This window comes from Variovorax sp. P1_H12_2 (assembly GCF_056405335.1).
In genome coordinates, this window is record NZ_JBFUCI010000048.1 from 1 (window position 1) to 22,444 (window position 22,444).

Consider the following 22,444-nt stretch of genomic DNA (forward strand, 5'->3'; position numbering starts at 1 on the left):
ACCTGTACCTGCACGACCAGATCCAGGCCTGGACCGATCGGCTGTGCGACTTCCGCTACGTGCCCGTGCTGTCGCGCGCCGGCGCCGGCTGGACCGGCCGGCGCGGGCACGTGCAGCAGGCCGTCGAGGAAGACTTCGAGGATCTTTCGGAGCATGCCATCTACCTGTGCGGCTCCCCGGCGATGATCGGCGACGCCAGGCGGGCTTTCCTGGCGCGCCATGCCAGCATCGACCATCTGTACAGCGACAGCTTCACCTTCCAATCCACCGCCGCGGCCTGAACCGCGGCACGCAAGGAAACCCGATGGACCTGGGCATCTCGCAGCGCACGGCGCTGGTCTTCGGCGGCAGCCGCGGCATGGGCCGCGCCTGCGCCCGGCAACTCGCGCTGGAAGGCGTGCAGGTCGTGATCGCCGCGCGCACCGAGGCCACGCTGCGCGAGGCGGCGGCCGAGCTGTCGGCCGAGGCCGGCGCGCCCCTGCGCTTCGTGGTCGCCGACATCACCACCGCCGCGGGTCGCGATGTCGCGCTGGCGGCCTGCCCGTCGCCCGACATCCTGGTCAACAACGCCGACGGCCGCCCGCCCGGCGACTTTCGCGACTGGTCCACGGCCGACTGGCATGCCGCGCTCGACGCCATGATGCTGGGACCGATCGAGATGATCCGCCGTACGGTCGACCCGATGATCGAGCGCGGCTTCGGGCGCATCGTCAACATCGTCTCGCGCAGCGTGAAGACGCCGCAGGCCGAACTCGGGCTGTCGAACGGCGCGCGATCGGGGCTGGTCGGCTTCGTCGCCGGTCTGGCGCGCCAGACCGTGCGCCACAACGTGACGATCAACAACATCCTGCCCGGCGTGTTCGCGACCGATGCGCAGCGCCATCACGTCGAGGCGTTGGTGAAGACCGAGGGCAAGGCCTTCGCGCAGCTGTGGGACGAGCGCGGCCGCAACAACCCGGCCGGCCGCTTCGGCCGCGCCGAGGAGGTGGGTGCTCTCTGTGCGTACGTGTGCTCCGCGCACGCGGGCTACATCACGGGGCAGAGCCTGCTGATCGATGGCGGGGCCTACCCGGGGACTTTCTGAGACCTTGCGGGACAGATCAAGAAACTGCGAAGCAGTTTTTGCTCTGTCCTCAACTGACTAGGGCAGCAGGCGCGTGCCGACCTCGTCCGCGGTCAGCACGTCGCCGAAGAACAGCATCCAGTTGTGCAGCGACTGCACATGCTCGCCCGGCGTGATGGCCGAGAGCGCGTCCTCGACCATCACGGTGGCGTAGTTCATCATCATCGCGTCGCGTGCCGTCGACTCGCAGCAGACGTTGGTGACGGTGCCGCCGATCAGCACGGTCTCGATGCCGCGCGCCTTCAGCACTTCGTCGAGCGATGACGAGCCCGGCACCAGTGCGCTGTAGCAGCGCTTGACGACGCGGGGGTCTTCAGGGCGCGCGTCCAGGCCCGGCGCGAGCGCGAAGCCGGCGTGCGAGCGTCCCAGTTCGAGCAATCGGCGCGCGCTGCGCTCGGGGGTCAGCATGTAGGCGTGGTGGTGCGACCAGAAGCTGTCGGCGCCGTCCGAGCAGGTCTGCACCCAGATCACCGTGCCGCCAGCCTCGCGCAGCGCGGCGGCGAGCTGGTTGACCTTGCCGAAGGTGTCGCGTGCCGGCGCGCACTCGGCCATGAAGCCGGGCTGCGTGTAGTAGTTCTGCAGGTCGACCACGACGAAGGCGGTGCGGCGCGCGTCGAAGCGCGGGTAGGGGTGCAGCGTGCCTTGCCGCGCGATGACGCGGTCGACGATCCATGCGGGAAATTCCATCGTGTGTCCTCGGGCTGGCGGGCGCTCAGCCGTAGCGGCGTGCCAGGGCGCTCTCGACGCGGGCGATGACGAGGTACATCAGCGCCGACATCAACGCCAGCACCACGATCGCGGTCATCACGATGTTGAGCTTGAAGATCTGGCTGCCGTTGACGATCAGGAAACCCAGGCCCTCGCTGGCCGACTGGAACTCGCCGACGATCACGCCGACCAGCGACAAGCCGATGTTCATCTTGAGTGCGGCGATGAGCGTCGGCACGCTGCCGGGCAGCACCACCATGCGCAGGACCTGCGCGCGGCTCGCGCCCAGCGTCGTGGCCAGCTTGATCTTGTTCGGGTCGGTCGCCTGGAAGCCGTCGTAGGCGACCATGATCGTCACGAAGATCGCGATCGCGACCGCCATGCCGTACACCGAGTACTCCGAGCCGAGCCAGATGTAGAAGATCGGCACGAAGGCGATCTTCGGCATCGCGTTGGCGACCACCAGGAACGGGTCGAGCACCTTGTTGGCGAAGCGCGACCACCACAGGCCGGCCGCGATGGCGACGCCGAACACCATGCTGAGCACGAAGCCGACCAGGGTCGCCTTGAAGGTGGCCCAGGTGTGCATCGCCAGGTTGCCGTGCAGCAGCAGGTCGACGAAGGTCGGCCACAGTGCGCTCGGGTAGCTGGTGAGCATCGGGTTGACCACCTTGGTCTTGGCCAGCAGTTCCCAGAGGCCGAAGAAGGCCGCGAGCAGCAGCAGCCGGCTGGCGAGCACCAGCGTCTTCTCGCGGCGCTGGCGGGCCAGCCACTTCGCGTAGGCCGCGCTGGGCGCCTTGTCGGCCTTGACGGCGGGTGTGGCGGGCTGCGACGTCGCGGCCGGGGCGGGTATCGTCATCGAGGGGGTTGCGTTCATCTCTGCGCTCACGGTCATCCTTCGACGTGCACGTCGAGCTCGTCCCAGAGCGTGCCGAAATAGGTGTTGAACTCGGGCAGGGCGCGGGCCTCGAAGGGCGTCGGCCGCTTGCCGTGACTGGGAAAGGCCATCAGGTGTTCCGACTTGATGCGGCCCGGGCGGCGCGACAGCACCACCACGCGGTCGGTCATCGCGATCGCCTCGCCGATGTCGTGCGTCACCAGCACCACCGACTTGCCTTCGCTGCGCAGCACCTCGACCACCTCGTCCGCAATCGCCAGGCGGGTCTGCGAATCGAGCGCCGAGAAGGGCTCGTCGAGCAGCACGACATCGGGATTGGTCACCAGCGTGCGGGCCAGCGCCACGCGCTGGCGCATGCCGCCCGAGAGCTGGCGCGGGTAGTGGTGCAGGAAATCCCCCATGCCGCACTTGTGCAGCAGGTGGATGGCGCGCTCGCGGGCCTCGCGCATGTTGCGCTTCTGGATCTGGGCGCCGAGCAGCGCGTTGTCCAGGATGCTGCGCCATTCGTACAGGTAGTCCTGCTGCAGCATGTAGCCGATGCTGGGCGACGGACCGGTGACGGGCTTGCCGTCGACGGTCACGCTGCCGGCCGAGGGATCGAGGATGCCGGCGATGATCGACAGCAGCGTGCTCTTGCCGCAGCCCGACTGGCCGATGATGCTGACGAACTCGCCGGGCGCGACCGCCAGCGAGATGTTGTCGAGCGCCTGGGTCTCGCCCTGCAGCGTGAAGTAGCGCAGCGAGACGTTGCGCACGTCGATGCGCGGCCTCCCGGCCGCGGAAATGCCCGGCGCCGCCATCACTTGGCCTTGTTGGCGAAGTCGGTCACGACGACCTGCTCGTACTTCACGCGCTTGCCGCTTTCGAGCACGCCGCTGGCCGTGAGCATGTCCTGCAGTTGCTCGATGGCGGGCTTCTCCACCAGCGGCGAGGTCTTCCACAGCTTGTAGCCGCGATAGCGCTCGATGGCCCTGGCAAGTTCGGGCTGCGACATGCCGGGGAAGAACTCGGCGACCTGCCTGGCGAGGTCGGCGGCCGGCGCCGTCTGCACGTACTGCTGGGCGCGCGCCACGGCCTGGGTCCAGGCCTGCAGCACCTCGGGGTTCTTCTGCATGTAGACGTCGGTGGTGGTGAACACGGTGTAGTCGACCGGACCGACTTCGCTGCCGATGGAGGCCATGACGTAGCCGTTGCCGTCTTTCTCGAGGTTGCCGGCTTCCGGCTCCAGGAAGATCGCGTAGTCGTTCTGGCCGGCCATCCAGGCGCCGGTGCGTGCGGCCGGACCGATGTTGCTGACCAGCTTGAGGTCTTTCTTCGGGTCGAGGCCGTGCTTGCGCAAGGCGGCTTCCAGGAAGACGTCGGGGTTCGAGCCCGGACGGAAGGCCATGACCGACTTGCCCTTGAGCTGGTTCCAGTCGAACTTGCCGCTGACCGGCTTGCGCGCCATCAGCAGGAAGCCGTCGGTCGCGGTGAGGCCGGCGAAGATCTTCGGCTTGGCCGGCGACTCGCTGTTGGCCACATAGATCGAGGCCTCGGGGCCGATCAGCACGATGTCGGCGCTGCCGGACAACAGCGCGGCCATGCCCTTGTCGGTGCCCTGCGAGGTCTTCATCCCCACGTCCAGGCCGGCATCCTTGAAGTAGCCCTGGTTCAAGGCGACGTACATCGGCACATACAGCACCGAGCGGATCACTTCCTCGTAGCGCACCTTGGTCAGGGGCTTGGCGGTCTGCGCGGCAGCCTGGCCGCAAAGGCCCACCAGTCCGGCCGCCATCGCGAGCGCCGGCACGAGTCGAACAAGTGCCGGTATACGGCGCGAAAGCAGGAACATGGCAAACCTCCAGGTGGTGATAAGTTAATACAGTATGCAAAACGCGGGCCAGAAAGCAATCTTGCAATGCAGCATGGCGGCCCCTCTGAAACCATTCGCACGTCGACCCTGAGAGGGGAGTTTCCCTATAGGGATGCTCTTTTTCGGAGCGCCTTTCGCACCATCCAGGCGCACTGGAAGCCGTCTCAGAGCGTTTACCCCATGGCCTGATCTTTGCATTGTTGGAATACTGTATACCGTTTCAGTGCGTCTTCTTCTACAGAACAACCCCAACTCCACGAGGTTCACAGATGGATTCCATCAGCATCAACGCCGCCCACTGGGTCTACCTGCTGGGTGTCGGCGCCATCGTCCTGACGATGATCTTCCGCGCCAACGTCGTCGTGCCGTCGATCATCGCCACCTTCTGCGTCGCGCTCGCCTGGACGCACAGTCCGGTGGCGGCGCTCGGCAGCATCTTCAATGCGAGCTTCGTCGCGGCCAAGGAGCTGTTCAACATCTTCCTGGTCATCGCCTTGATGACATCGTTGCTCAATGCCCTGAAGGCGCTGCAGTCGGACATCCGCATGGTCGAGCCTTTCCGCGCGATCATGAAGAACGGGCATGTCGCGTACTTCGTGCTGGCCGGCATCACCTACCTGATCTCGCTGTTCTTCTGGCCGACCCCCGCCGTTCCGCTGGTGTCGGCGGTGCTGCTGCCCGCGGCCATCGCGGCTGGCCTGCCGCCGCTGGCCGGCGCCGTGGCGGTCGCCATCGCCGGCCAGGGCATGGCGCTGTCGTCGGACTACGTGATCGGGGTCGCCCCCGGGATCGGTGCCCGCGCCGCCGGTGTCTCGGCCGCGATCGTGGCCGACCGCGCGCTGGTGCTGTCGCTGATCACCGGCGTCATCGCACTGCTCATCGCCTACCTGTCCTTGCGGCACCGCATCGTGCCGGCCAGCAATGCCCTGCTCGTGAAGTGGCAGGGGCAGCCGACCCATGGCCGCAGCGCCGAATTCGAAGCCGCCGGGACCTTCGACAAGGCGGAGCTCGCCCGCGGCACCAGCCGCGACGCGCCCTTCCTCAGCGATGCGCAGATCGAGAAGACACTGCACGCGTTGACGGCACGCCGCATCGTCTGGTCCAAGGTCTTCGCCATCCTCACGCCATTGGCCTTCCTGGCCGTCATCGCGACGATGGTGATGCCCAAGGTCGTGCCGTCGCTGCCCGAGCTCAAGGGCGGTGCCGCGGCGACGCTGGTGGGCGGCATGGCGGCGATGCTGATGATCCTGGCGACGCTGGCCGCCGAAGGCCCGCGCAAGATGCTCGACGTCAGCGCCGACCACATCACCGACGGGTTCGTGTTCGCCTTCAAGGCGATGGGCTCGGTGCTGCCGATCGCCGGCTTCTTCTTCATTGGCGCGGGCGAGACCGCCGGCCCGATCCTCGGAATGGCGGCCGACGCCAAGCCGCCGCACCTGTTGTTCGAGCTGATCCAGAGCGGCCAGCACCTGATCCCCCACAACCACGCCTTCGTCGCCTTCGGCGTGCTGATCGTGGGCATGATCACCGGAATCGACGGCTCCGGCTTTGCCGGCCTGCCCCTCACCGGCACCCTGTCGGGGGCGCTGGCGCCCGCCGCCGGCATGGACGCGGCGACGCTGGTCGCGGTCGGCCAGATGGGTGCCGTGTGGACCGGCGGCGGCACGCTGATTGCGTGGTCCTCGCTGATCGCGGTTGCGGGCTTCGCGCGGGTGCCGGTGCTGTCCGCGGTGCGGGCGCTGCTGATTCCCGTCGTCACAGGGCTCGTCGTGTCCACCGTGTGCGCAGTCTTGCTCTGGTGACATGCCGATGATCTCACGGCACCTCTTCTCTTCTCACCAGTTCGACAGCGCCTCTCTCAGCCGTGCCTTGACGTCGGCATTGGCAAAGCTCGCATCGATCGAATGGCGTGCCAGCGATCGAAGATCGTCATCCGACCAGCCGAACGCCTTGCGGCACATGGCGTACTCGCCCACCAGGCTGGCCCCCAGCAAGGCCGGATCGTCGGTGTTGAGGGACACGGCGACGCCGGCACGGCGCAGGCGGTCGATGGGATGGTCCTCGATGCGAGGGTAGACGCCCAAGGTCAGGTTGGAGGTCGGGCAGATGCCCAGGGGTATCTGCCGGTCGACCAGCAGTCGAACCAGCTCCGGATCTTCRATCGCGCGCACGCCATGGTCGATGCGGTCGGCGCCGAGCAGTTCGATGGCATCCCGAACGCCCTCGGGGCCGCTGGACTCGCCGGCATGCACGGTGCGGCGCAGCCCTGCCGCACCCGCGCGTCGGAACGCCTGGGCGAAACGCGGGCCCGTGCGGCCGGCGGCAGCCTCGTTGCCATCGATGGAGAGTGCCACGACCCGCGGGTGTCGCAGGGCCACCAGCGTGTCGACCAGTTCGGCCGCGGCGTCGGCCGATTGCGTACGCAACAGGCTCACGCACAGGCCCACCGGCGGAAGTCCGTCTTGTTCTGCGGCGGCGAAGCCGGCATCGATGGCGTCGATCATGTCGGGCAGGCGACCCTGCCACGCCTCCCAATGGGTCGGGTTGACGATCACGTCCGCGTAGCCTGCACCGCTGTCGGCGAGCCGCTTGCTGTAGCTGTAGCTCAACTCGGCCAGGCGCTCGCGGGTCGACGCGAGGCCGCACGCCCAGTCGAGGAACTGCAGGAAGTCGGCCAGGCCTTCGAACTCGAACAAGCGTTCGCGAGGTCTGGGCAGGGGCACGCCCGCTTGCGCTGCCCATTGCGCCAGAGAGCTGATTTCGAAGCAGCCTTCGAGATGCGCATGGACCTCTGCCTTGGGCAAGGCCTTCAGTCTGTCTTTGTCGATAGGGGAAGTCTGAGAGTGGTTCATGGGGGTGCCCGGTTGTGCATGCGCCGTGAGGCGCCAGCCCGCCAGTCTCGCGCGTCGGCGGCCCGACGTCATGCGCTCGCGTGCATAGCCTGTATTCGCCGGTGCATCTTGGCCACAAATGAATGGGGGCCTTGACCTTCCCATGATGGGAGGGTTAACACTGAACGCTTCAAGTACTTCCCTTTGGAGCCAAGCAATGATTACCTTCGAAGTCAACGACATGACCTGCGGCCACTGCGCGAGCACCATCAGCAAGGCGGTCGCCGGCATCGACAGCGACGCCAAAGTCCAGGTGGACCTGGCCGCGCATCGGGTGCACATCGAGCCGGCCGCTGCAACGGCGCAACAGCTGAACGACGCCATCAAGGGAGCGGGCTACAGCCCGGTGGCCATCGAGGGCGCTTCCCGCCCTGCGGCAGCGCAGCGAAGCGGCTGTTGCTGCGGATAGGCAAGGGCAGCCCCTGAGACCACCCGTTTGATCTGCATCAAGGGCGCAGGGGGTCTCCGCGCGCATGCTGGTGACATCGAGCGCGCTTCCGAGCGCTCGCGTCACAAGGTGAACCACGATGAAGCTCATCAGCATGCTCGTCACGACCGCGGCGGTCACGCTGGCCGGCTGTTCCTCGTTCTCTGGTTCGGGGGCCCCGCAGGGGGAAGCGCACGACGCGCATCACCCGGCGGCTGAATCCGCACCGAAGGTCGACCCGGCAARGTTCGACCAGCAGATGAAGACGATGCAGGAGATGCACCAGAAGATGATGGCCGCCAAGACGCCCGCGGAGCGTGCCGCGTTGATGAATGTCCATATGAAGGCCATGCAGGACGGCATGGCGATGATGGGCCAGATGGGCGGCGGCATGCCGATGCAGGGCCAGATGGGCGGCAAGTCATCGATGCCCGGCGGTCCGTCCATGCACACCGACATGGTGCAGCGCATGGAGATGATGGAAATGATGATGCAGATGATGGTGGACCGGGAGGCCGCGCGGCCGCCCGCCGCCAAGTAGCGGCATCCGCGCAGCCTCGGGACTGAAGCGGGCGAAAGCCGTCCTGGGGCTTGACCTTCCCGCCATGGGAAGGTGGAGACTTCAGCATCACTATTGCTGGAACGAAGATGCCAATGACGCCCGACACCACGTCCAAGCTCGACGCGGCCAAGATGCCCGACCCCATGGGCCATCACGGTCACCATGGCCATGGCATGCACGCCGGCCACGCGCCGTCCCAGCCGAGCCAGGCGCCGAAGGCGGGCGCGAAGGACATCGAGTACACCTGCCCCATGCACCCTCAGGTGCGGCAGATGGGCCCGGGGAACTGCCCGATCTGCGGCATGGCGCTCGAGCCGGTCGTGGCCACGACCGAAACCGGAGAGAGCCCCGAGTTGCGCGACATGACGCGACGCTTCTGGGTCGGCCTGGCGCTCACCGTCCCGGTCTTTGCGCTGGAGATGGGCGGGCACCTGATGGACATCCATCACCTCATCGGGCAGCAGACCTCGAACTGGGTCCAGCTTCTGTTCGGAACGCCGGTCGTGCTCTGGGCCGGGTGGCCCTTCTTCGTCCGGGCCTGGGCGTCGGTCAAGCACCGCAGCCTGAACATGTTCAGCCTCATCGCGCTGGGCACGGGCGTGGCCTGGGTCTACAGCATCGTGGGGACGCTGATGCCGCAGGTCTTTCCGGCCGAGTTCAGGGGGCCTGACGGCGCGGTCGCCATCTACTTCGAGGCCGCCGCGGTCATCACGGTGCTGGTGCTGCTCGGCCAGGTGCTCGAACTCCGGGCCAGGGAAAAGACCTCGGGCGCGATCCGCGCGCTGCTCGACCTGGCGCCGAAGGAGGCGGTGCGCGTGAAGGCCGACGGGACCGACGAGCGCGTTCCGTTGGAGACCGTGCAGGTGGGCGAATCGCTGCGCGTGCGGCCCGGCGAAAAGGTGCCGGTCGACGGCGAGCTGATCGACGGCAAGGGCACCGTCGATGAATCGATGGTCACCGGGGAGCCGATGCCGGTGGCCAAGGCGCCGGGCTCGAAAGTCACTGCGGGGACGCTCAACCAGACCGGCGGCTTCGTGATGCGCGCCGAGAAAGTCGGAGCCGACACGCTGCTCTCGCAGATCGTCCATATGGTGGCCGCCGCGCAGCGCAGCCGCGCGCCGATTCAACGCATGGCGGACCAGGTGGCAGGGTGGTTCGTGCCGGTGGTGATCGCCGTGGCGGCGCTCGCTTTCGTCGCCTGGTTCGTGTGGGGGCCCAGCCCGGCGTTCTCGTATGCGCTCATCGCGGCGGTGGCGGTGCTCATCATCGCGTGTCCCTGCGCCCTGGGGCTCGCCACGCCGATGTCCATCATGGTCGGCGTCGGGCGTGGTGCGCAGAGCGGCGTGCTGATCCGGGATGCCGAAGCGCTGGAGCGGATGGAGAAGGTCGACACGCTGGTGGTCGACAAGACGGGCACATTGACCGAGGGTCGCCCCAAGGTCGTGACCGTGCAGCCGGTGGAAGGCTTCGAGGCCGGCGATGTCCTTCAGAAGCTGGCCAGCGTGGAGCGGGCCAGCGAGCATCCCCTGGCTGCGGCCATCGTGGCCGACGCCCTGGAGCGCGAGCTTGCGCTCTTGCCCGTGGCCGACTTCGACTCGCCCCTGGGCAAGGGCGTGGTCGGTGTCGTGGACGGCGCCCGCATCGTCTGCGGCAGCGCCAAGTTCCTGGCGGAAAGCGGCATCGAGGTCGCCTCGCTGGCCAAGGCCGCCGAGGCGGTCAGTGCCAAGGCGGCCACGGTCATCTTCGTCGGCATCGATGGCCGCCTGGCCGGATTCGTTGGCATCGCGGACCCGATCAAGGCGAGCACGGCCCAGGCCATCGCCGCGCTGCGAAAGGCACATGTTCGCGTGGTCATGCTCACCGGCGACGGCAGGACGACGGCGCAGGCGGTCGGCCGGGAGCTGGGCATCGACGAGGTCGTGGCCGAGGTGCTTCCGGAGGACAAGGCCTCGGTGGTGCAGCGATTGAAGGCCGAAGGCCGCGTCGTCGCGATGGCGGGAGACGGCGTGAACGATGCGCCGGCACTGGCTGCGGCGGACGTGGGCATCGCCATGGGCACCGGAACCGATGTGGCCATGGAGAGCTCGGGTGTGACGCTGCTGCACGGAGACCTCATGGGCATCGTGAAGGCGCGCCAGTTGTCGCGCGCGACGATGGGCAACATCCGCCTGAACCTCTGGTTCGCCTTCGGCTACAACGTGCTCGGCATTCCGGTGGCGGCCGGCGTGCTCTATCCCTTCTTCGGCATCCTGCTGTCGCCGGTCGTGGCGGCAGCCGCCATGGCGTTGTCGTCGGTGAGCGTCATCGCCAACTCCCTCCGGTTGCGAACGGCCAGGCTGGACGACTGACAGCCGGAAAGGAGGTACGCAGGGTGATGGCGGTCAGCGGGCCGATTCGATGTAAGTCACCGTCGCTTCGCCCTTCCTGCTCTCCGCGTTGAATCGCACCTTGTCGCCCGGCTTGAGCCGGTCCAGCATCCGCTTGTCGGCCACGGCGAAGCCCATGGTCATCGGGGGCATGCCGAGGTTGGGCAGGTCGCCGTGATTGATGACGACTTCGCCGTGCTCCTTGTCGACCCTTTCCACTTCGCCCTCGGTGAGGGCCATGGCGGGCAGTGTGCCGACGCTCCAGGATTTGCCCGGGGCAGCCGCCGCGCGCGTGCTGGGCTGCGCCTGTGCGCCAGCCCACGAGACGAGCGAGAGAGCAATGAGGATGGCTGTGGGCTTCATCGTGGTTTTCCGTGGATGTTGTCTTCACGAAGCCGTTCGGAACCCCGCAAAGATGTCTGCCCGATGCGGCATGAAGAAGTTGCGGTAGCGCAGGTCGTGCATCCGCTCGTGCGTCGCGAAAGCGCCGCCGCGCAACTCGCGGTGGTCGCCGAACCAGGGCTGGGAGTAGTCCGTGTACGGACCGGCCTTGAAGCCGGGGTACGGCTGGAAGGCGTCGCAGGTCCATTCCCAGACGCTGGCGCCCCAATGGAACGCCAGGCCGAGCAGCGCCGCGGCATGCTCCCACTCCGCCGCGCGCGGCAGCCTTCGGCCTGCCCACGCGCAGTAGGCTTCGGCTTCGAAGGCATTGACGTGGATGACCGGCAGATCGGGGTCCAGCGGGAGCCAGCGGTCGAACCAGCGCACTTGCCACGCTTTGCCTGCCGCCGTCTCGTGCAGTCGCCAGCGCTCGGGATGTCCCCGCGCGGCCGTGGCACGCCACGCGCCCGCCATGCCCGGCCAATACGCCGGCTCGTTGTAGCCGCCGGCCTCGACGAAGCGCAGGAACTCGCCCGCCGTCACCGGCCGCGCGTCGATCTCGAAGGCTTCCAGCGCCTCGACGCGGCTCGGCCCTTCGTTGTCGAACGCAAAGCCGCGGCGATCCGGAGGCCAACCGATGCGAACGCTCCCACCCGGGACCTTGATCGGGCTGCCGTGGGGAACCGGTGCCAGCCCTGTGCCCGCAGGTGCGGGATAGCAGAGCGCCGAGCTCATCCAGGTGAAGGCTTCGCGATGCATGTCCTCATGGAACAGGGCCAGGCGATGAAAGTACAGCGCGTCATCGTCGTCGCCGTCCGGCAAGGCCTGGATGCAAGCCTCCAGCTGGGCGGCCAGCATGTCGCCCACCTCCTGGCGCGAAGGCAACGGCGCTTGCCAGCGCAGGGCGTGCGCGAGCCGGGCGGAGTCGAAGAGGGTGTCTGGGCCGGCGATCCGAGCCGGCAGCGCCGCCCGGACCCAGCCGTCGTCGCCCGCATGGTGCGGGCCTCGAAGCATCCAGAACTCGCCGAACCAGGCCAGATGGCCAAGCTCCCAGGGGATGGGGTTGATGCCGTTCTGGTGGGGAACCTGCCACTGCGCATCGGACAGGTCGTCGACGAGCGACAGCGTGCGGCGACGACTGTCCCGCATGGCGTCCGACAGCGCTTGTCCGCCCAGGCGGCGGGCATCCTTCGCTTCGATCGCGGGTCGTGGCACCATGGCTGGCATGAACGAGTCTCCTGTGGTCATCGTGTCGCCGGCGGTCGAATCAAGCAACAACGGGAATTGGCACACGGCCGCGCGATGGCGGGAGTTCCTGTCGGCGCGGGCGCCGACCACCATCGTGCAGCAATGGGACGGCGAGGACGCGAGGGCCATGATCGCCCTGCATGCGCGTCGCTCGGCCGACTCCATTGCGCGATTCCGGAAAGCTTATCCGAAGCGGCCCCTGGCGCTGGTGCTGACCGGCACCGACCTGTACGGCAACCTGGCGTCGGACGCGGCAGCGCAGCATTCGCTGCAGTGTGCCAGTCACATCGTGGTTCTGCAGCAAGAGGCCATCCGCGGCCTGTCCCCGGCCGACCAGGCGAAGGCGCGCGTGATCGTCCAGTCGGCGCCTCGTGTGTCGTGCGTCGAACCGGCCGCCTACCCTTGCGACTTCGTTGCCGTGGGGCACTTGCGCAGCGAAAAGGACCCGCTGACGCTGATGCTGGCGGCGCGACAGCTCCGGGGTACGGGCATTCGCATCGTCCACATCGGCAACGCACTGGATGCGGCGCTGGGTGACCAGGCGCGCCTGACGATGGACGAATGCCCGGACTACCGCTGGCTTGGCGGCCTGCCGCAACCCGTGGCGCGGCAATGGATGGCGAGCGCACGGGCGCTGGTGCACATGAGCCGGCTCGAGGGCGGCGCCAACGTGGTCATCGAGGCGGTGCGGGCGCAGGTCCCGGTCCTGGCGAGCCGGATCGACGGCAACGTCGGCTTGCTGGGGCGTGACTACGACGGCTATTTCGAGGCGGGCAATGCTTCGGCCCTGGCGGGGCTGATGCGGCGCGCGCACGAAGACCCTTCATTCCTGTCTCGTCTGCGGGGGCAGTGCGCCGGCCGCGAGACCCTCTTCGACACCGCGGCCGAGGCGACGGCGGTGGCGCGCCTGCTCGGCGACATGCTCGGCCACGAGGCGGGAGACCGCACCTAGCAGCCACTGCCAGGTGCGCGTTCAAGTCCGAGGCGATCGCCCGGAGGGGTTGCGGGCCGGTCAGAGCGGTCTTCGCTCCGGCTCGTGACGCTTGCGGGCGCGTGCGGCATGCCGCGCCCGGATCACGGAATCCAGTGCGTCGGCGACGGCGTCGGCGTTCGGTTGGCCGCGCAGCGCTCGCAGGCGCAGTTCCAGGGCAATCCTACGCAGCTGGGCGATGCCCAAGGGCACCGGCGCTGGGTAGGAATCAGCCGTCATCCGGAGGTCAATACGCGAATCAGGACCGGCACGGCCACGAGCAGGACGCCGAGCGCGATGTTGCGTCGCCAGCCGGCGGCGTGTTGCGCTCGCGTGCGTTCCCGGTGAGCCTGGCTCAGGGCCATGCGCTCGGTCGGGTCGACGTCGTTGTTCCACCATCCGCGGGTTGTGTTGCTGTCCGTCATGTAACCAATTATGTCTACAAAAAAGCAAACGATCCAGAGGTAAGTGATGAAAAAGTTCACGTTTCTTCCGGATCGTCCCTCCGCTTTTTCCCGGAGCGGCATCTCAAGCGGGGCTTCAATAATGGGTACTTAGGTGTGCATTTATTCCTTGGAGCCTGTAGGGATGATGAACACAATTGTTTACATGCAGCCTCCCTCGACCGACCCCCAGAGCTTCAGCAGCTTCTCACCCTTGAATCGCGCGGACATGACCCACGAGCCCAAGAAGCGTCCCCCTCCGAGGGATCGCATGACCAAGTTCGTGTTGGCCGGCTTGATCGCCGTCGTGGCGATCTGCGTGGGCTTCGGAGTTCGGTGGTAGCCGGTCGCGGCGGCTGATTGCGCGTGGCTCAGTTGGCCAGGCGTGCGATCAGCAGGTTGAGCAGCACTTGCAGTCTGGCCTGGCGTCGCATGTCGCGGTGATAGCCCAGCCAGGTGTCGCGGCTCGGTGGCTCGTCGCCGAGGTCGACCCGCTCCAGCTGGGCGAACGAGTCGCCGAGCGGGCGGGGCAGCACGGCCAGGCCTGCGCCCAGTGCGCACATCCTCGCCTGAACGTCGCGATTGTTGCTTCGTGCGATCACGGTGGCGTTCGGAAGGATCGCTTTCAGCCAGGCCGCATCGGACGTTGCGCCAGAGGCCAGGTCCATCGTGACCAGGGCCGTCCCGGCGCCGTCGCCCGCAGCCGGGTGTCTGGCGCCTGCCCGCATATAGGCCGCATAGGAGATGCTCATCAGTCGACGGGACACGATCTCCGCATCGTCGAACGGGTAGACCCGAAAGACCAGGTCGGCCTCCCGTCGCAGGAGGCTGTAGGCCCGTGCGCTCGTGATCAGTTCGACCACCACGCCCGGTTGGCGAGCCGCAAACTCCGCGAGCACCGGCGTGAGAAGGTGCTCGCCGAACCAGTGCGAGGACGAGAGGCGGATCAGTCCTTCGAGTTCCGGATCCCTGCCCGACAGTTCACGCTGGAGCGCGAGGGTCTCTCCCTCGATGCGCTCGGCCCGGGGCAGGACCGAGGCGCCTTCATCGGTCAGTACGAAGCCGTCATCCGTTCTGAGAAAGAGCGGCTGCCCGATGGCCTCCTCGAGCGCACGGAGCCTTCGGCCCACCGTGGCCTGGCTCTGGCCGAGCAGGCGCGCGGCGGCGCCGAGCGAGCCTTCCTTCGCAATGGCCAAGAAGATCCGGAGGTCGCTCCATTCCATGCGCATCGCGCCATTGTGAATGCATGCTCGCGGCGCAGGTAGATCAGTACGACAGCGCCATGGACGAGGTGTCGGCCGCAGGACCGGAGGTCGAGCTGCAGCGCGCAGCCGACGTGCTGGCGCACCCGGAGATCAGGCGGTTTGTCCTGGGGCTGTGAGGGATTCGACGCCGTCGATCTCGAGGTTGTCGATCAGGCGCGTGCTGCCCAGCCGCGCCGCCGCCAGCGCCACCAGCGGCTCGCCGGCCGTCGGCGCCTGCAGGTCCGAGCGGCGGCGCAGCACCATGTAGTCGGGCTGCCAGTCGCGCGCGCTGAGGGCCTGCATGGCGCGCGCCTCGATGGCGCCGAAGTCGCGCTCGCCCGCGCGCACGGCCGCGGCCATCGATTGCAGCGCCTGCGACAGCTGCACGGCCTCTGCGCGTGCGGCGTCGCCCAGGTAGCCGTTGCGCGAAGACAGCGCCAGCCCGTCGTCCGCGCGGCGGGTCTCGCCGCCGACGACCTCGATCGGCAGCGCGAACTGGCGCACCATGTGGCGGATGACCATCAGCTGCTGGTAGTCCTTCTTGCCGAACACGGCCACGCGGGGCTGCACGCAGGCGAAGAGCTTCATCACGACCGTGCAGACGCCGACGAAGAAGCCGGGCCGGAAATGGCCTTCGAGGATGTCGGCCAGCGCGCCGTCGGGGTGCACCTTGCAGGTCTGGGGTTCGGGGTAGAGCGCCTTTTCGTCGGGCGCGAACAGAAGGTCGCAGCCGGCCGAGCGCAGTTTCTCGCAGTCGCTGTCCCAGGTGCGCGGGTAGGTGTCGAAGTCTTCGTGCGGCAGGAACTGCAGCCGGTTGACGAAGATGCTGGCCACGGTGACGTCGCCCAGCGGCTTCGCCTGCCGCACCAGGGCCAGGTGGCCGTCGTGCAGGTTGCCCATGGTGGGGACGAAGGCGGGGCGCCGGTAGCGGCCCAGGTGGTCGCGCAGTTCGGGAATGGTGCGGGCGATGTGCATGGTCGTGTGCCTACCAGGCGTGGAGGGAGTCGTCGGGGAAGCTGGCGTCCTTGACGGCGCGCACGTAGGCCTGCATGGCTTGCGCGATGCCCGGCGCATCGGCCATGAAGTTGCGCACGAACTTCGGCAGCTTGCCGAGGCCGACGCCCAGCATGTCGTGCAGCACCAGCACCTGGCCCGCGGTGCCGCGGCCGGCGCCGATGCCGATGGTCGCGCAATGGCGCAGTTCGTTCGTGAGTTCGGTCGCCAGCGCGGCGGGCACCATCTCGAGCACCAGCATCGCGGCGCCCGCGTCCTGCAGCGCATGGGCCTGCTGCTTGAGCAGCGCCGCGGCCTCGCTGCCCTTGCCCTGCACGCGGTAGCCGCCCAGGGCATGCACGGTTTGCGGCGTCAGGCCGAGATGGGCGCAGACCGGGATGCCGCGCTCGACGAGGAAGCGCACGGTCTCGGTGGTCCAGCCGCCGCCTTCGAGCTTGACCATGTGCGCGCCGGCCTGCATCAGCTGCGTGGCGCTGTGCAGTGCCTGCTCGCGCGACGCGTGGTAGCTGCCGAAGGGCAGGTCGGCGATGAGCCACGCCGTGCCCTGGGTGCGGCGCAGTCCGCGCGCCACGCTCTCCGTGTGATAGCGCATGGTGTCGAGCGACACGCCCACGGTGCTCGGAAGCCCCTGGCAGACCATGCCCAGCGAGTCGCCGACCAGCAGGCACTCGACGCCCGCGGCATCGGCCACGGCCGCGAAGGTGGCGTCGTAGGCGGTCAGCATGACGATCTTCTCGCCGCGCGCATGCATGTCGGCCAGGCGCGGCAGGCTCAGCGGCTTGCGGGCCGCCGGCGGCGAGGCCGGGGGCAGGGTGCCGTAGGGGGTGGCTGCATCGGCGGCGGGGAGGGATGTCATGTCCGCTTGCTCCCGATGTCAGGCCGCGACGGCTTCGCCCGAGGCGGCCTGCACSGGGATSTGGGCGCGCTCTTCCTTGATGCGGTTGGCGTCGTCGACGAAGACCAGCYTCGGCCGATGCGCCGCCACCTGCTCCTCSGGCACCAGGCCGAAGGCCGCGATGATGATCAGGTCGCCCACSGCKGCMCGCCGMGCGGCCGAGCCGTTGACCGAGATGATGCCGGTGCCRCGCTCGCCGCGGATCGCRTAGGTCACGAAGCGCTCCCCGTTGTTGATGTTCCAGATGTGGACCTGTTCGTTCTCGGCCATGCCGGCGGCGTCGAGCAGGTCTTCGTCGATGGCGCAGGAGCCTTCGTAGTGCAGCTCGCAGTCGGTGACGGCGACACGGTGGATCTTGGACTTGAGCAGGGTGCGGAACATGGCTTGAAAGTTCTTTCTTTGTGCAAGAAAAGATGAAGGTGTCAGCCCGCGGGCGGCACGAGGATGGTCGGTGCCGCCGGCGCGGCGAGCGCCGGATAGTCGCGGCTGAAGTGCAGCCCGCGGCTTTCGCGCCGGGCCTGGGCCGAGCGCACGATCAGATCGGCGACCTGCACCAGGTTGCGCAGCTCCAGCAGGTCGCGCGTGACGTGGAAGTGGCCGTAGAACTCCTGCACCTCGCCCTGCAGCAGCGCGATGCGGTGCGCAGCCCGCTCGAGCCGCTTGTTGGTGCGCACGATGCCCACGTAGTCCCACATGAAGCGCCGCAGCTCGTCCCAGTTGTGCGAGATGACCACGGTCTCGTCGGCGTCGGTGACGCGGCTGTCGTCCCAGGCCGGCAGCTCGGCGCGCGGTCGTTGCGGCGCCTCGGCGATGGCCTGCGCGGCGGCGCGCGCGAACACCATGCACTCGACCAGCGAATTGCTGGCCAGCCGGTTGGCGCCGTGCAGCCCGGTGCAGGCGGTCTCGCCGATGGCGTGGAGGCCGGGCACGTCGGTGCGTCCCGCGAGGTCGGTGAGCACGCCGCCGCAGGTGTAGTGCGCGGCCGGCACCACCGGAATGGGCTCGCGCGTGATGTCGATGCCCAGCTCGGCGCAGCGCGCCAGGATGTTCGGAAAGTGTTCCTGCAGGAAGGCCGGGCTCTGGTGCGAGATGTCGAGGTGCACGCAGTCGAGGCCGTGCTTCTTCATCTCGAAGTCGATGGCGCGCGCCACGATGTCGCGCGGCGCGAGTTCGGCCCGCTCGTCGTGCGCGGGCATGAAGCGGGTGCCGTCCGGCAGCAGGAGCCGCCCGCCTTCGCCGCGCACCGCCTCGCTGATCAGGAAGGACTTGGCATCGGGGTGGTACAGGCAGGTCGGATGGAACTGGATGAACTCCATGTTCGCGACGCGGCAGCCCGCGCGCCAGGCCGCAGCAATGCCGTCGCCGGTGGCGGTGTCGGGGTTGCTCGTGTAGAGATAGACCTTGCCGGCGCCGCCGGTGGCCAGCACGGTGTGCGGGGCGCGAAAGGTCAGCACCTCGTCGGTGGCCTCGTCCAGCGCATGGAGGCCGAGGCAGGCGTTGTCGGTCCGCCCGAGCTTGCGGCCGGTGATCAGGTCGACCAGCGTGTGCTGCTCGAACAGCGTGATGCTGGGCGTGCGCCGCACCTGCTCGATCAGCGTGCGCTGCACCGCCGCKCCGGTGGCGTCGGCCGCATGCACGATGCGGCGCTGGCTGTGGCCGCCTTCGCGCGTGAGATGCAGCTCGCCGTCTTCGAGCGAGAAGGGCACGCCGAGTGCGCGCAGCCAGGCAATGGCCTCGGGCGCATGCTCGACCACGAAGCGCGTGGCGGCCAGGTCGCAGAGGCCCGCGCCGGCGACCAGCGTGTCGTCGACGTGCGACTGGACGCTGTCGCCTTCGGCCAGCACCGCGGCGATGCCGCCCTGCGCCCACTGGCTGGCGCCGTCCTGCAGGGCGCGCTTGGTGATGACGGCCACCCGATGCGTGGGCGCCAGGTGCAATGCGGTGCTGAGGCCGGCCAGCCCGCTGCCGACGATCAGGACATCGAATTCATGAAAAATCACAGGTCTTCGCTCTTGGCTCGGATGACAAACGGGCGACCATAACCGACTCTTGCGCTACGCCCGCGTGCATTTAGGCGAGGCGACCGCGTCGGCATCGCTGCTACGATCGCGGCCATTCGCTGCATGTGCGCGGCCTCGCGACCGATGATGAAGATGGACAGTACTCTCGATTTTTCTTCCGCCGAATGGGCCGCCGTGGTGCGCGCCGATGCACTGCGGGCCCTCGATGAAGATGTTGGCAGCGGCGATCTCACGGCCTCGCTGATTGCCTCCGATCGCCGCGCCGAGGCGCGGGTGCTGGCCCGCGAGTCCGCCGTGCTGTGCGGGGCGCCCTGGGTCGAGGCGGTGGTCCGCCACCTGGACCCCGGCGCTCGGATCGTGTGGCATGTCGCGGAAGGCGACCGCTGCGCGGCCGACCAGACCGTGCTCGAAATCTCGGGCGCTGCCCGGGCGCTGCTCACGGCCGAGCGCACCGCGCTCAACTTCCTGCAGCTGCTCAGCGCGGTGGCGACCAAGACCGCGGTCCATGTCGAAGCCGTGCGCGGCACGCGGGCGCAGATCGTCGACACGCGCAAGACGCTGCCCGGCCTGCGCCTGGCGCAGAAGTACGCGGTGCGCATCGGCGGCGGCGTCAATCACCGCATCGGTCTCTACGATGCCGTGCTGATCAAGGAGAACCACATCGTCGCGGCCGGTGGCGTCAGCGCCGCCTTGCGTGCCGCGGCCGAGGTCGCGAGCCGCGCGACGTTCGTGCAGATCGAGGTCGAGACCCTGGCGCAGCTCGACCAGGTGCTGGCCGACGGGGCCCGCATGGTGCTGCTGGACAACATGGACCTGCCCGCGCTTCGCGAAGCCGTGCGTCGCAATGATGCGCTCGGCGATGCCCGTGCCTTGCTGGAGATCTCCGGCGGCGTGACGCTCGACGGCCTGCGCGCGCTGGCCGAGACCGGCATCGACCGCATCTCGATCGGGGCCCTGACCAAGGACGTCAAGGCGATCGATTTCTCGATGCGGTTCCGGGAGGCTTGATCATGACGCTGACCATGGAGCTTCCGCTGATCGACGTCGACTACGAGCAGCCGGTCGCCGCCGCCGGCGGCGCCGCCTGCGAAACGCGCCACGCGTGGGCCCGCGTGGCACCCGAGCCGGGCGCCGCGGAGCGCCTCGCGCTGAAGGATCGCATCCGCCGCCTGCTGCGCGAGCGCGATGCGGTGATGGTGTCCCACTTCTACGTTCATCCCGACCTGCAGGACCTGGCCGAGGAAACCGGCGGCCTCGTCAGCGATTCGCTCGAGATGGCGCGCTTCGGCCGCGACCATGCGGCGCGCACGCTGGTGGTCTCGGGGGTGCGCTTCATGGGCGAGACCGCCAAGATCCTGTCGCCCGACAAGCGGGTGCTGATGCCCGATCCGGACGCCACCTGTTCGCTCGACCTCGGATGCCCCGCGGACGACTTCGATCGCTTCTGCGCGCAGCATCCCGACCGCACGGTCGTCGTCTATGCCAACACCAGCGCCGCCGTGAAGGCGAGGGCCGACTGGGTGGTGACGTCGAGTTGCGCGCTGGACGTGGTGCGGGCACTGACGGCGCAGGGGCGCAAGATTCTCTGGGCGCCCGACCGGCACCTGGGCGACTACATCCGGCGCGAGACCGGCGCCGACATGCTGAGCTGGGGCGGCGCCTGCATCGTGCACGACGAGTTCAAGGCGCTCGAACTCGAGCTGCTGAAGCAGGCCCACCCGGCGGCCCGGGTGCTGGTGCATCCCGAGGCGCCGGCCGATGTCATCGCGCTGGCCGACGCGGTCGGGTCGACCTCGGCCATCCTGAGCGCGGCGCAGCGCCTGGACGCGACCGAGTTCATCGTCGCCACCGACAGCGGCATGCTGCACAAGCTGCGCACGCTGAATCCGGGCAAGACCTTCATCGCGGCGCCCACCGCCGGCAACGCGGCGACGTGCAAGAGCTGCGCCCACTGTCCCTGGATGGCGATGAACGGCCTGGCCGGCCTGGCGCACGTGCTCGAGACCGGGGCGGGCGAGGTGCATGTCGAGCCGGCGCTCGGGCGCCGCGCGCGGGTGCCGATCGATCGCATGCTGGCCTTCACGGCGGCGCTCAGGGGCGGTCAGCCGGTCGACCACCTCGTGGCGGGCATCGGCGCGGCCTGAGCAAGGCTAGGGTCCGCGCTTGAACAAGCGCTTGAACCACCCCTTGGCCTCTTCCGCCTGAACCGGTGAGTGCTCGGACAACTCGATGCCGTTGGCGAGTTGGGCCAGGGATTCGAAGATCATGCGGCGGGCTTCCAGCCGGACGCCGCTGGCGCGCTGGAAGGCGACGACGACCCGGCCGACCTGCAGGGAGTCGCCGCCCAGGTCGAAGAAGTTGTCGAGCCGGGAGATCTCGGTGCCGTCCACCGCCAGCAGTTCGCTCCAGATCCCGGCCAGCGCCATCTCCGCAGGCGTGGAAGGGGCGTGGCCTGCAGCGGCAACCGACCGCTGCTCGATCCTGGGCGCGGGCAACGCATGCCGGTTGATCTTCCCGTTGGGCAGCAGGGGCAGGGCTTCGAGCGCGACGTAGTACTGGGGCAGCATGAAGTCGGGCAGGCTGACCCTCAGGTGATCCCTCAGCGCCGGCGTGTCGAGCGCCCCGTCGCGCGCAACGACATAGGCCACCAGCCTGGCGTCCCCGGGGCGGTCTTCGCGCGCGATGACCAGGCATTGCGCGAGGTTCGGGTGCGATTGCAGGCGTGCTTCGATCTCGCCCAACTCGATGCGATGGCCGCGCACCTTCACCTGGAAGTCGAGCCGTCCCTGGTGCTCGAGCAGGCCGTCGTGGCGCCAGCGCCCGCGGTCGCCGGTCCGGTAAAGACGCGCCTGCGGGTCCGGGCTGAACGGGTCGGGGATGAAGCGCTCGGCGGTCAATTCGGGTCGGTGCAGGTAGCCCGACGTGACGCCGTCGCCACCGATGAAGATCTCACCGGAGACGCCGGCCGGGCATCGATGGCCTTGTGCATCGAGCACGTGGACGCGGGTGTTGGCGATCGGCCGGCCGATCGAGATGGTCTGCGGCCGCGAGGGCACCTTCCAGCAGGTGGACCAGACCGTGGTTTCGGTCGGACCGTACATGTTCCAGAGCTCGCCGGTTCGCTCCGAGAGCTGCTCGGCCAGGTGCGGGCCGAGGCTCTCGCCACCGACCAGCGCCTTGAACGACGACGAGCCGGTCCAGCCGGCATCGATCAGCATGCGCCAGGTCGCCGGCGTCGCCTGCATCACGGTGGCGCGGGCCTGGTCGATCAGGGTCCGGAGCGCCTCTCCGTCGACGGCCTGCTCCCGGGTGGCGAGCACGACGGTGGCGCCGGCCAGCAGCGGCAGCAGCAGTTCCAGCACCGCGATGTCGAAGCTCAGCGTGGTCACGGCGACCAGCAC

At 68.4% G+C, this 22,444-nt stretch carries 25 protein-coding genes; 10 read left to right on the forward strand and 15 right to left on the reverse strand.

What is annotated here, in order from left to right:
* Positions 1 to 281: ferredoxin reductase domain-containing protein (locus AC1D2K_RS07765; RefSeq protein ID WP_478087651.1), on the forward strand; the 281-nt coding region annotated here is incomplete at its 5' end.
* Between the two features lie 23 nt (positions 282 to 304).
* Positions 305 to 1,084, forward strand: coding sequence for an SDR family oxidoreductase (locus AC1D2K_RS07770; protein WP_478087653.1), 780 nt, complete (start codon positions 305 to 307; stop codon positions 1,082 to 1,084).
* A gap of 57 nt (positions 1,085 to 1,141) precedes the next feature.
* On the opposite strand, the gene AC1D2K_RS07775 is transcribed toward AC1D2K_RS07770, so the two are convergent.
* From AC1D2K_RS07775 to AC1D2K_RS07790, 4 genes are read right to left on the reverse strand one after another with little or no spacing between them, the layout of a single operon-like run.
* The gene (locus AC1D2K_RS07775) at positions 1,142 to 1,810 is read right to left on the reverse strand and encodes a cysteine hydrolase family protein (RefSeq protein ID WP_478087655.1); all 669 of its coding nucleotides are present in this window, start codon (positions 1,808 to 1,810) and stop codon (positions 1,142 to 1,144) included.
* A gap of 25 nt (positions 1,811 to 1,835) precedes the next feature.
* Positions 1,836 to 2,690: an ABC transporter permease gene (locus tag AC1D2K_RS07780; protein ID WP_478087657.1), complete on the reverse strand. Its 855-nt coding sequence runs from the start codon at positions 2,688 to 2,690 to the stop codon at positions 1,836 to 1,838.
* Positions 2,691 to 2,722: 32 nt separating this feature from the next.
* Positions 2,723 to 3,529 (reverse strand): ABC transporter ATP-binding protein, encoded by an 807-nt coding sequence (locus AC1D2K_RS07785; RefSeq protein ID WP_478087658.1) that lies wholly within the window; start codon positions 3,527 to 3,529, stop codon positions 2,723 to 2,725.
* Positions 3,529 to 4,560 carry an ABC transporter substrate-binding protein gene (locus AC1D2K_RS07790; protein WP_478087660.1) on the reverse strand — a complete coding sequence of 344 codons (1,032 nt, stop codon included), beginning with the start codon at positions 4,558 to 4,560 and terminating at the stop codon, positions 3,529 to 3,531. The genes AC1D2K_RS07785 and AC1D2K_RS07790 overlap by 1 nt, the downstream gene beginning before the upstream one ends.
* A 290-nt stretch (positions 4,561 to 4,850) precedes the next feature.
* On the opposite strand from AC1D2K_RS07790, the gene AC1D2K_RS07795 reads away from it, so the two are divergent.
* The gene (locus AC1D2K_RS07795) at positions 4,851 to 6,383 is read left to right on the forward strand and encodes a hypothetical protein (RefSeq protein WP_478087662.1); all 1,533 of its coding nucleotides are present in this window, start codon (positions 4,851 to 4,853) and stop codon (positions 6,381 to 6,383) included.
* Between the two features lie 33 nt (positions 6,384 to 6,416).
* Here the strand turns inward: AC1D2K_RS07795 and add are convergent, their stop codons facing one another.
* Positions 6,417 to 7,433, reverse strand: coding sequence for an adenosine deaminase (add, locus tag AC1D2K_RS07800; protein WP_478087664.1), 1,017 nt, complete (start codon positions 7,431 to 7,433; stop codon positions 6,417 to 6,419).
* A 196-nt stretch (positions 7,434 to 7,629) separates the two neighbouring features.
* Here add and AC1D2K_RS07805 point away from each other — a divergent pair, with 196 nt between their 5' ends.
* The 3 genes from AC1D2K_RS07805 to AC1D2K_RS07815 all read left to right on the forward strand — a co-directional run bounded on the left by AC1D2K_RS07805 (position 7,630) and on the right by AC1D2K_RS07815 (position 10,809).
* The gene (locus tag AC1D2K_RS07805; RefSeq protein WP_478087666.1) at positions 7,630 to 7,881 is read left to right on the forward strand and encodes a heavy-metal-associated domain-containing protein; all 252 of its coding nucleotides are present in this window, start codon (positions 7,630 to 7,632) and stop codon (positions 7,879 to 7,881) included.
* A 118-nt stretch (positions 7,882 to 7,999) separates the two neighbouring features.
* Positions 8,000 to 8,440, forward strand: coding sequence for a hypothetical protein (locus tag AC1D2K_RS07810; RefSeq protein ID WP_478087668.1), 441 nt, complete (start codon positions 8,000 to 8,002; stop codon positions 8,438 to 8,440).
* Between the two features lie 194 nt (positions 8,441 to 8,634).
* Positions 8,635 to 10,809: a copper-transporting P-type ATPase gene (locus AC1D2K_RS07815; protein ID WP_478087694.1), complete on the forward strand. Its 2,175-nt coding sequence runs from the start codon at positions 8,635 to 8,637 to the stop codon at positions 10,807 to 10,809.
* 33 nt (positions 10,810 to 10,842) lie between these two features.
* Here AC1D2K_RS07815 and AC1D2K_RS07820 read toward each other — a convergent pair whose 3' ends face one another.
* Positions 10,843 to 11,190: a copper-binding protein gene (locus AC1D2K_RS07820; RefSeq protein WP_478087670.1), complete on the reverse strand. Its 348-nt coding sequence runs from the start codon at positions 11,188 to 11,190 to the stop codon at positions 10,843 to 10,845.
* Positions 11,191 to 11,214: 24 nt separating this feature from the next.
* Positions 11,215 to 12,435 (reverse strand): selenoneine synthase SenA, encoded by a 1,221-nt coding sequence (gene senA / locus AC1D2K_RS07825; RefSeq protein WP_478087672.1) that lies wholly within the window; start codon positions 12,433 to 12,435, stop codon positions 11,215 to 11,217.
* Here senA and senB point away from each other — a divergent pair.
* Entirely contained in the window at positions 12,434 to 13,408 is a 975-nt protein-coding gene (gene senB / locus AC1D2K_RS07830) for a selenoneine biosynthesis selenosugar synthase SenB (protein WP_478087674.1), read from the forward strand. The genes senA and senB overlap by 2 nt on opposite strands.
* A gap of 60 nt (positions 13,409 to 13,468) precedes the next feature.
* Here senB and AC1D2K_RS07835 read toward each other — a convergent pair whose 3' ends face one another.
* From AC1D2K_RS07835 to AC1D2K_RS07845, 3 genes are all read right to left on the reverse strand, one after another.
* Positions 13,469 to 13,666, reverse strand: a complete 198-nt coding sequence (locus AC1D2K_RS07835) for a hypothetical protein (protein WP_478087676.1) — start codon at positions 13,664 to 13,666, stop codon at positions 13,469 to 13,471.
* Positions 13,663 to 13,911 (reverse strand): hypothetical protein, encoded by a 249-nt coding sequence (locus tag AC1D2K_RS07840; protein WP_478087678.1) that lies wholly within the window; start codon positions 13,909 to 13,911, stop codon positions 13,663 to 13,665. Before AC1D2K_RS07840 ends, AC1D2K_RS07835 begins: the two co-directional genes overlap by 4 nt.
* 329 nt (positions 13,912 to 14,240) lie before the next feature.
* A complete protein-coding gene (locus AC1D2K_RS07845; RefSeq protein WP_478087680.1) occupies positions 14,241 to 15,092 on the reverse strand; it encodes a LysR family transcriptional regulator in 852 nt (283 codons plus the stop codon).
* 23 nt (positions 15,093 to 15,115) lie between these two features.
* Here AC1D2K_RS07845 and AC1D2K_RS07850 point away from each other — a divergent pair, with 23 nt between their 5' ends.
* Complete coding sequence (locus AC1D2K_RS07850) at positions 15,116 to 15,250, forward strand: hypothetical protein (RefSeq protein ID WP_478087682.1); 135 nt, start codon at positions 15,116 to 15,118, stop codon at positions 15,248 to 15,250.
* On the opposite strand, the gene panC is transcribed toward AC1D2K_RS07850, so the two are convergent.
* The 4 genes from panC to nadB are packed head-to-tail and all read right to left on the reverse strand — an operon-like array spanning position 15,225 to position 19,022.
* Positions 15,225 to 16,088: a pantoate--beta-alanine ligase gene (gene panC, locus AC1D2K_RS07855; protein ID WP_478087684.1), complete on the reverse strand. Its 864-nt coding sequence runs from the start codon at positions 16,086 to 16,088 to the stop codon at positions 15,225 to 15,227. The genes AC1D2K_RS07850 and panC overlap by 26 nt on opposite strands.
* A gap of 10 nt (positions 16,089 to 16,098) precedes the next feature.
* On the reverse strand, positions 16,099 to 16,983 hold the full coding sequence (gene panB / locus AC1D2K_RS07860) for a 3-methyl-2-oxobutanoate hydroxymethyltransferase (protein ID WP_478087686.1): 885 nt from the start codon (positions 16,981 to 16,983) through the stop codon (positions 16,099 to 16,101).
* 18 nt (positions 16,984 to 17,001) lie between these two features.
* Complete coding sequence (gene panD / locus AC1D2K_RS07865; RefSeq protein ID WP_478087687.1) at positions 17,002 to 17,403, reverse strand: aspartate 1-decarboxylase; 402 nt, start codon at positions 17,401 to 17,403, stop codon at positions 17,002 to 17,004.
* A gap of 41 nt (positions 17,404 to 17,444) precedes the next feature.
* The gene (gene nadB, locus AC1D2K_RS07870; protein WP_478087689.1) at positions 17,445 to 19,022 is read right to left on the reverse strand and encodes an L-aspartate oxidase; all 1,578 of its coding nucleotides are present in this window, start codon (positions 19,020 to 19,022) and stop codon (positions 17,445 to 17,447) included.
* A gap of 153 nt (positions 19,023 to 19,175) precedes the next feature.
* On the opposite strand from nadB, the gene nadC reads away from it, so the two are divergent.
* Both nadC and nadA read left to right on the forward strand, forming a co-directional pair.
* Positions 19,176 to 20,051, forward strand: a complete 876-nt coding sequence (gene nadC, locus AC1D2K_RS07875) for a carboxylating nicotinate-nucleotide diphosphorylase (RefSeq protein ID WP_478087691.1) — start codon at positions 19,176 to 19,178, stop codon at positions 20,049 to 20,051.
* A 14-nt stretch (positions 20,052 to 20,065) separates the two neighbouring features.
* Positions 20,066 to 21,187 carry a quinolinate synthase NadA gene (gene nadA / locus AC1D2K_RS07880; protein ID WP_478087695.1) on the forward strand — a complete coding sequence of 374 codons (1,122 nt, stop codon included), beginning with the start codon at positions 20,066 to 20,068 and terminating at the stop codon, positions 21,185 to 21,187.
* Between the two features lie 6 nt (positions 21,188 to 21,193).
* On the opposite strand, the gene AC1D2K_RS07885 is transcribed toward nadA, so the two are convergent.
* Positions 21,194 to 22,444 (reverse strand): non-ribosomal peptide synthetase (locus tag AC1D2K_RS07885; RefSeq protein ID WP_478087692.1); only part of this gene is annotated, 1,251 nt, incomplete at its 5' end.

Excerpts from the sequence above, each read along its gene's own strand:
- AC1D2K_RS07770 (WP_478087653.1), top strand. The coding sequence starts at position 305 with ATGGACCTGGGCATCTCGCAGCGCACGGCGCTGGTCTTCGGCGGCAGC.
- AC1D2K_RS07775 (WP_478087655.1), bottom strand. The coding sequence starts at position 1,810 with ATGGAATTTCCCGCATGGATCGTCGACCGCGTCATCGCGCGGCAAGGC.
- AC1D2K_RS07780 (WP_478087657.1), bottom strand. The coding sequence starts at position 2,690 with ATGACGATACCCGCCCCGGCCGCGACGTCGCAGCCCGCCACACCCGCC.
- AC1D2K_RS07785 (WP_478087658.1), bottom strand. The coding sequence starts at position 3,529 with ATGGCGGCGCCGGGCATTTCCGCGGCCGGGAGGCCGCGCATCGACGTG.
- AC1D2K_RS07790 (WP_478087660.1), bottom strand. The coding sequence starts at position 4,560 with ATGTTCCTGCTTTCGCGCCGTATACCGGCACTTGTTCGACTCGTGCCG.
- AC1D2K_RS07795 (WP_478087662.1), top strand. The coding sequence starts at position 4,851 with ATGGATTCCATCAGCATCAACGCCGCCCACTGGGTCTACCTGCTGGGT.
- AC1D2K_RS07805 (WP_478087666.1), top strand. The coding sequence starts at position 7,630 with ATGATTACCTTCGAAGTCAACGACATGACCTGCGGCCACTGCGCGAGC.
- AC1D2K_RS07815 (WP_478087694.1), top strand. The coding sequence starts at position 8,635 with ATGCACGCCGGCCACGCGCCGTCCCAGCCGAGCCAGGCGCCGAAGGCG.
- AC1D2K_RS07820 (WP_478087670.1), bottom strand. The coding sequence starts at position 11,190 with ATGAAGCCCACAGCCATCCTCATTGCTCTCTCGCTCGTCTCGTGGGCT.
- senB (WP_478087674.1), top strand. The coding sequence starts at position 12,434 with ATGAACGAGTCTCCTGTGGTCATCGTGTCGCCGGCGGTCGAATCAAGC.
- senA (WP_478087672.1), bottom strand. The coding sequence starts at position 12,435 with ATGCCAGCCATGGTGCCACGACCCGCGATCGAAGCGAAGGATGCCCGC.
- AC1D2K_RS07835 (WP_478087676.1), bottom strand. The coding sequence starts at position 13,666 with ATGACGGCTGATTCCTACCCAGCGCCGGTGCCCTTGGGCATCGCCCAG.
- AC1D2K_RS07845 (WP_478087680.1), bottom strand. The coding sequence starts at position 15,092 with ATGGAATGGAGCGACCTCCGGATCTTCTTGGCCATTGCGAAGGAAGGC.
- AC1D2K_RS07850 (WP_478087682.1), top strand. The coding sequence starts at position 15,116 with ATGCTCGCGGCGCAGGTAGATCAGTACGACAGCGCCATGGACGAGGTG.
- panC (WP_478087684.1), bottom strand. The coding sequence starts at position 16,088 with ATGCACATCGCCCGCACCATTCCCGAACTGCGCGACCACCTGGGCCGC.
- panB (WP_478087686.1), bottom strand. The coding sequence starts at position 16,983 with ATGACATCCCTCCCCGCCGCCGATGCAGCCACCCCCTACGGCACCCTG.
- nadC (WP_478087691.1), top strand. The coding sequence starts at position 19,176 with ATGGACAGTACTCTCGATTTTTCTTCCGCCGAATGGGCCGCCGTGGTG.
- nadA (WP_478087695.1), top strand. The coding sequence starts at position 20,066 with ATGGAGCTTCCGCTGATCGACGTCGACTACGAGCAGCCGGTCGCCGCC.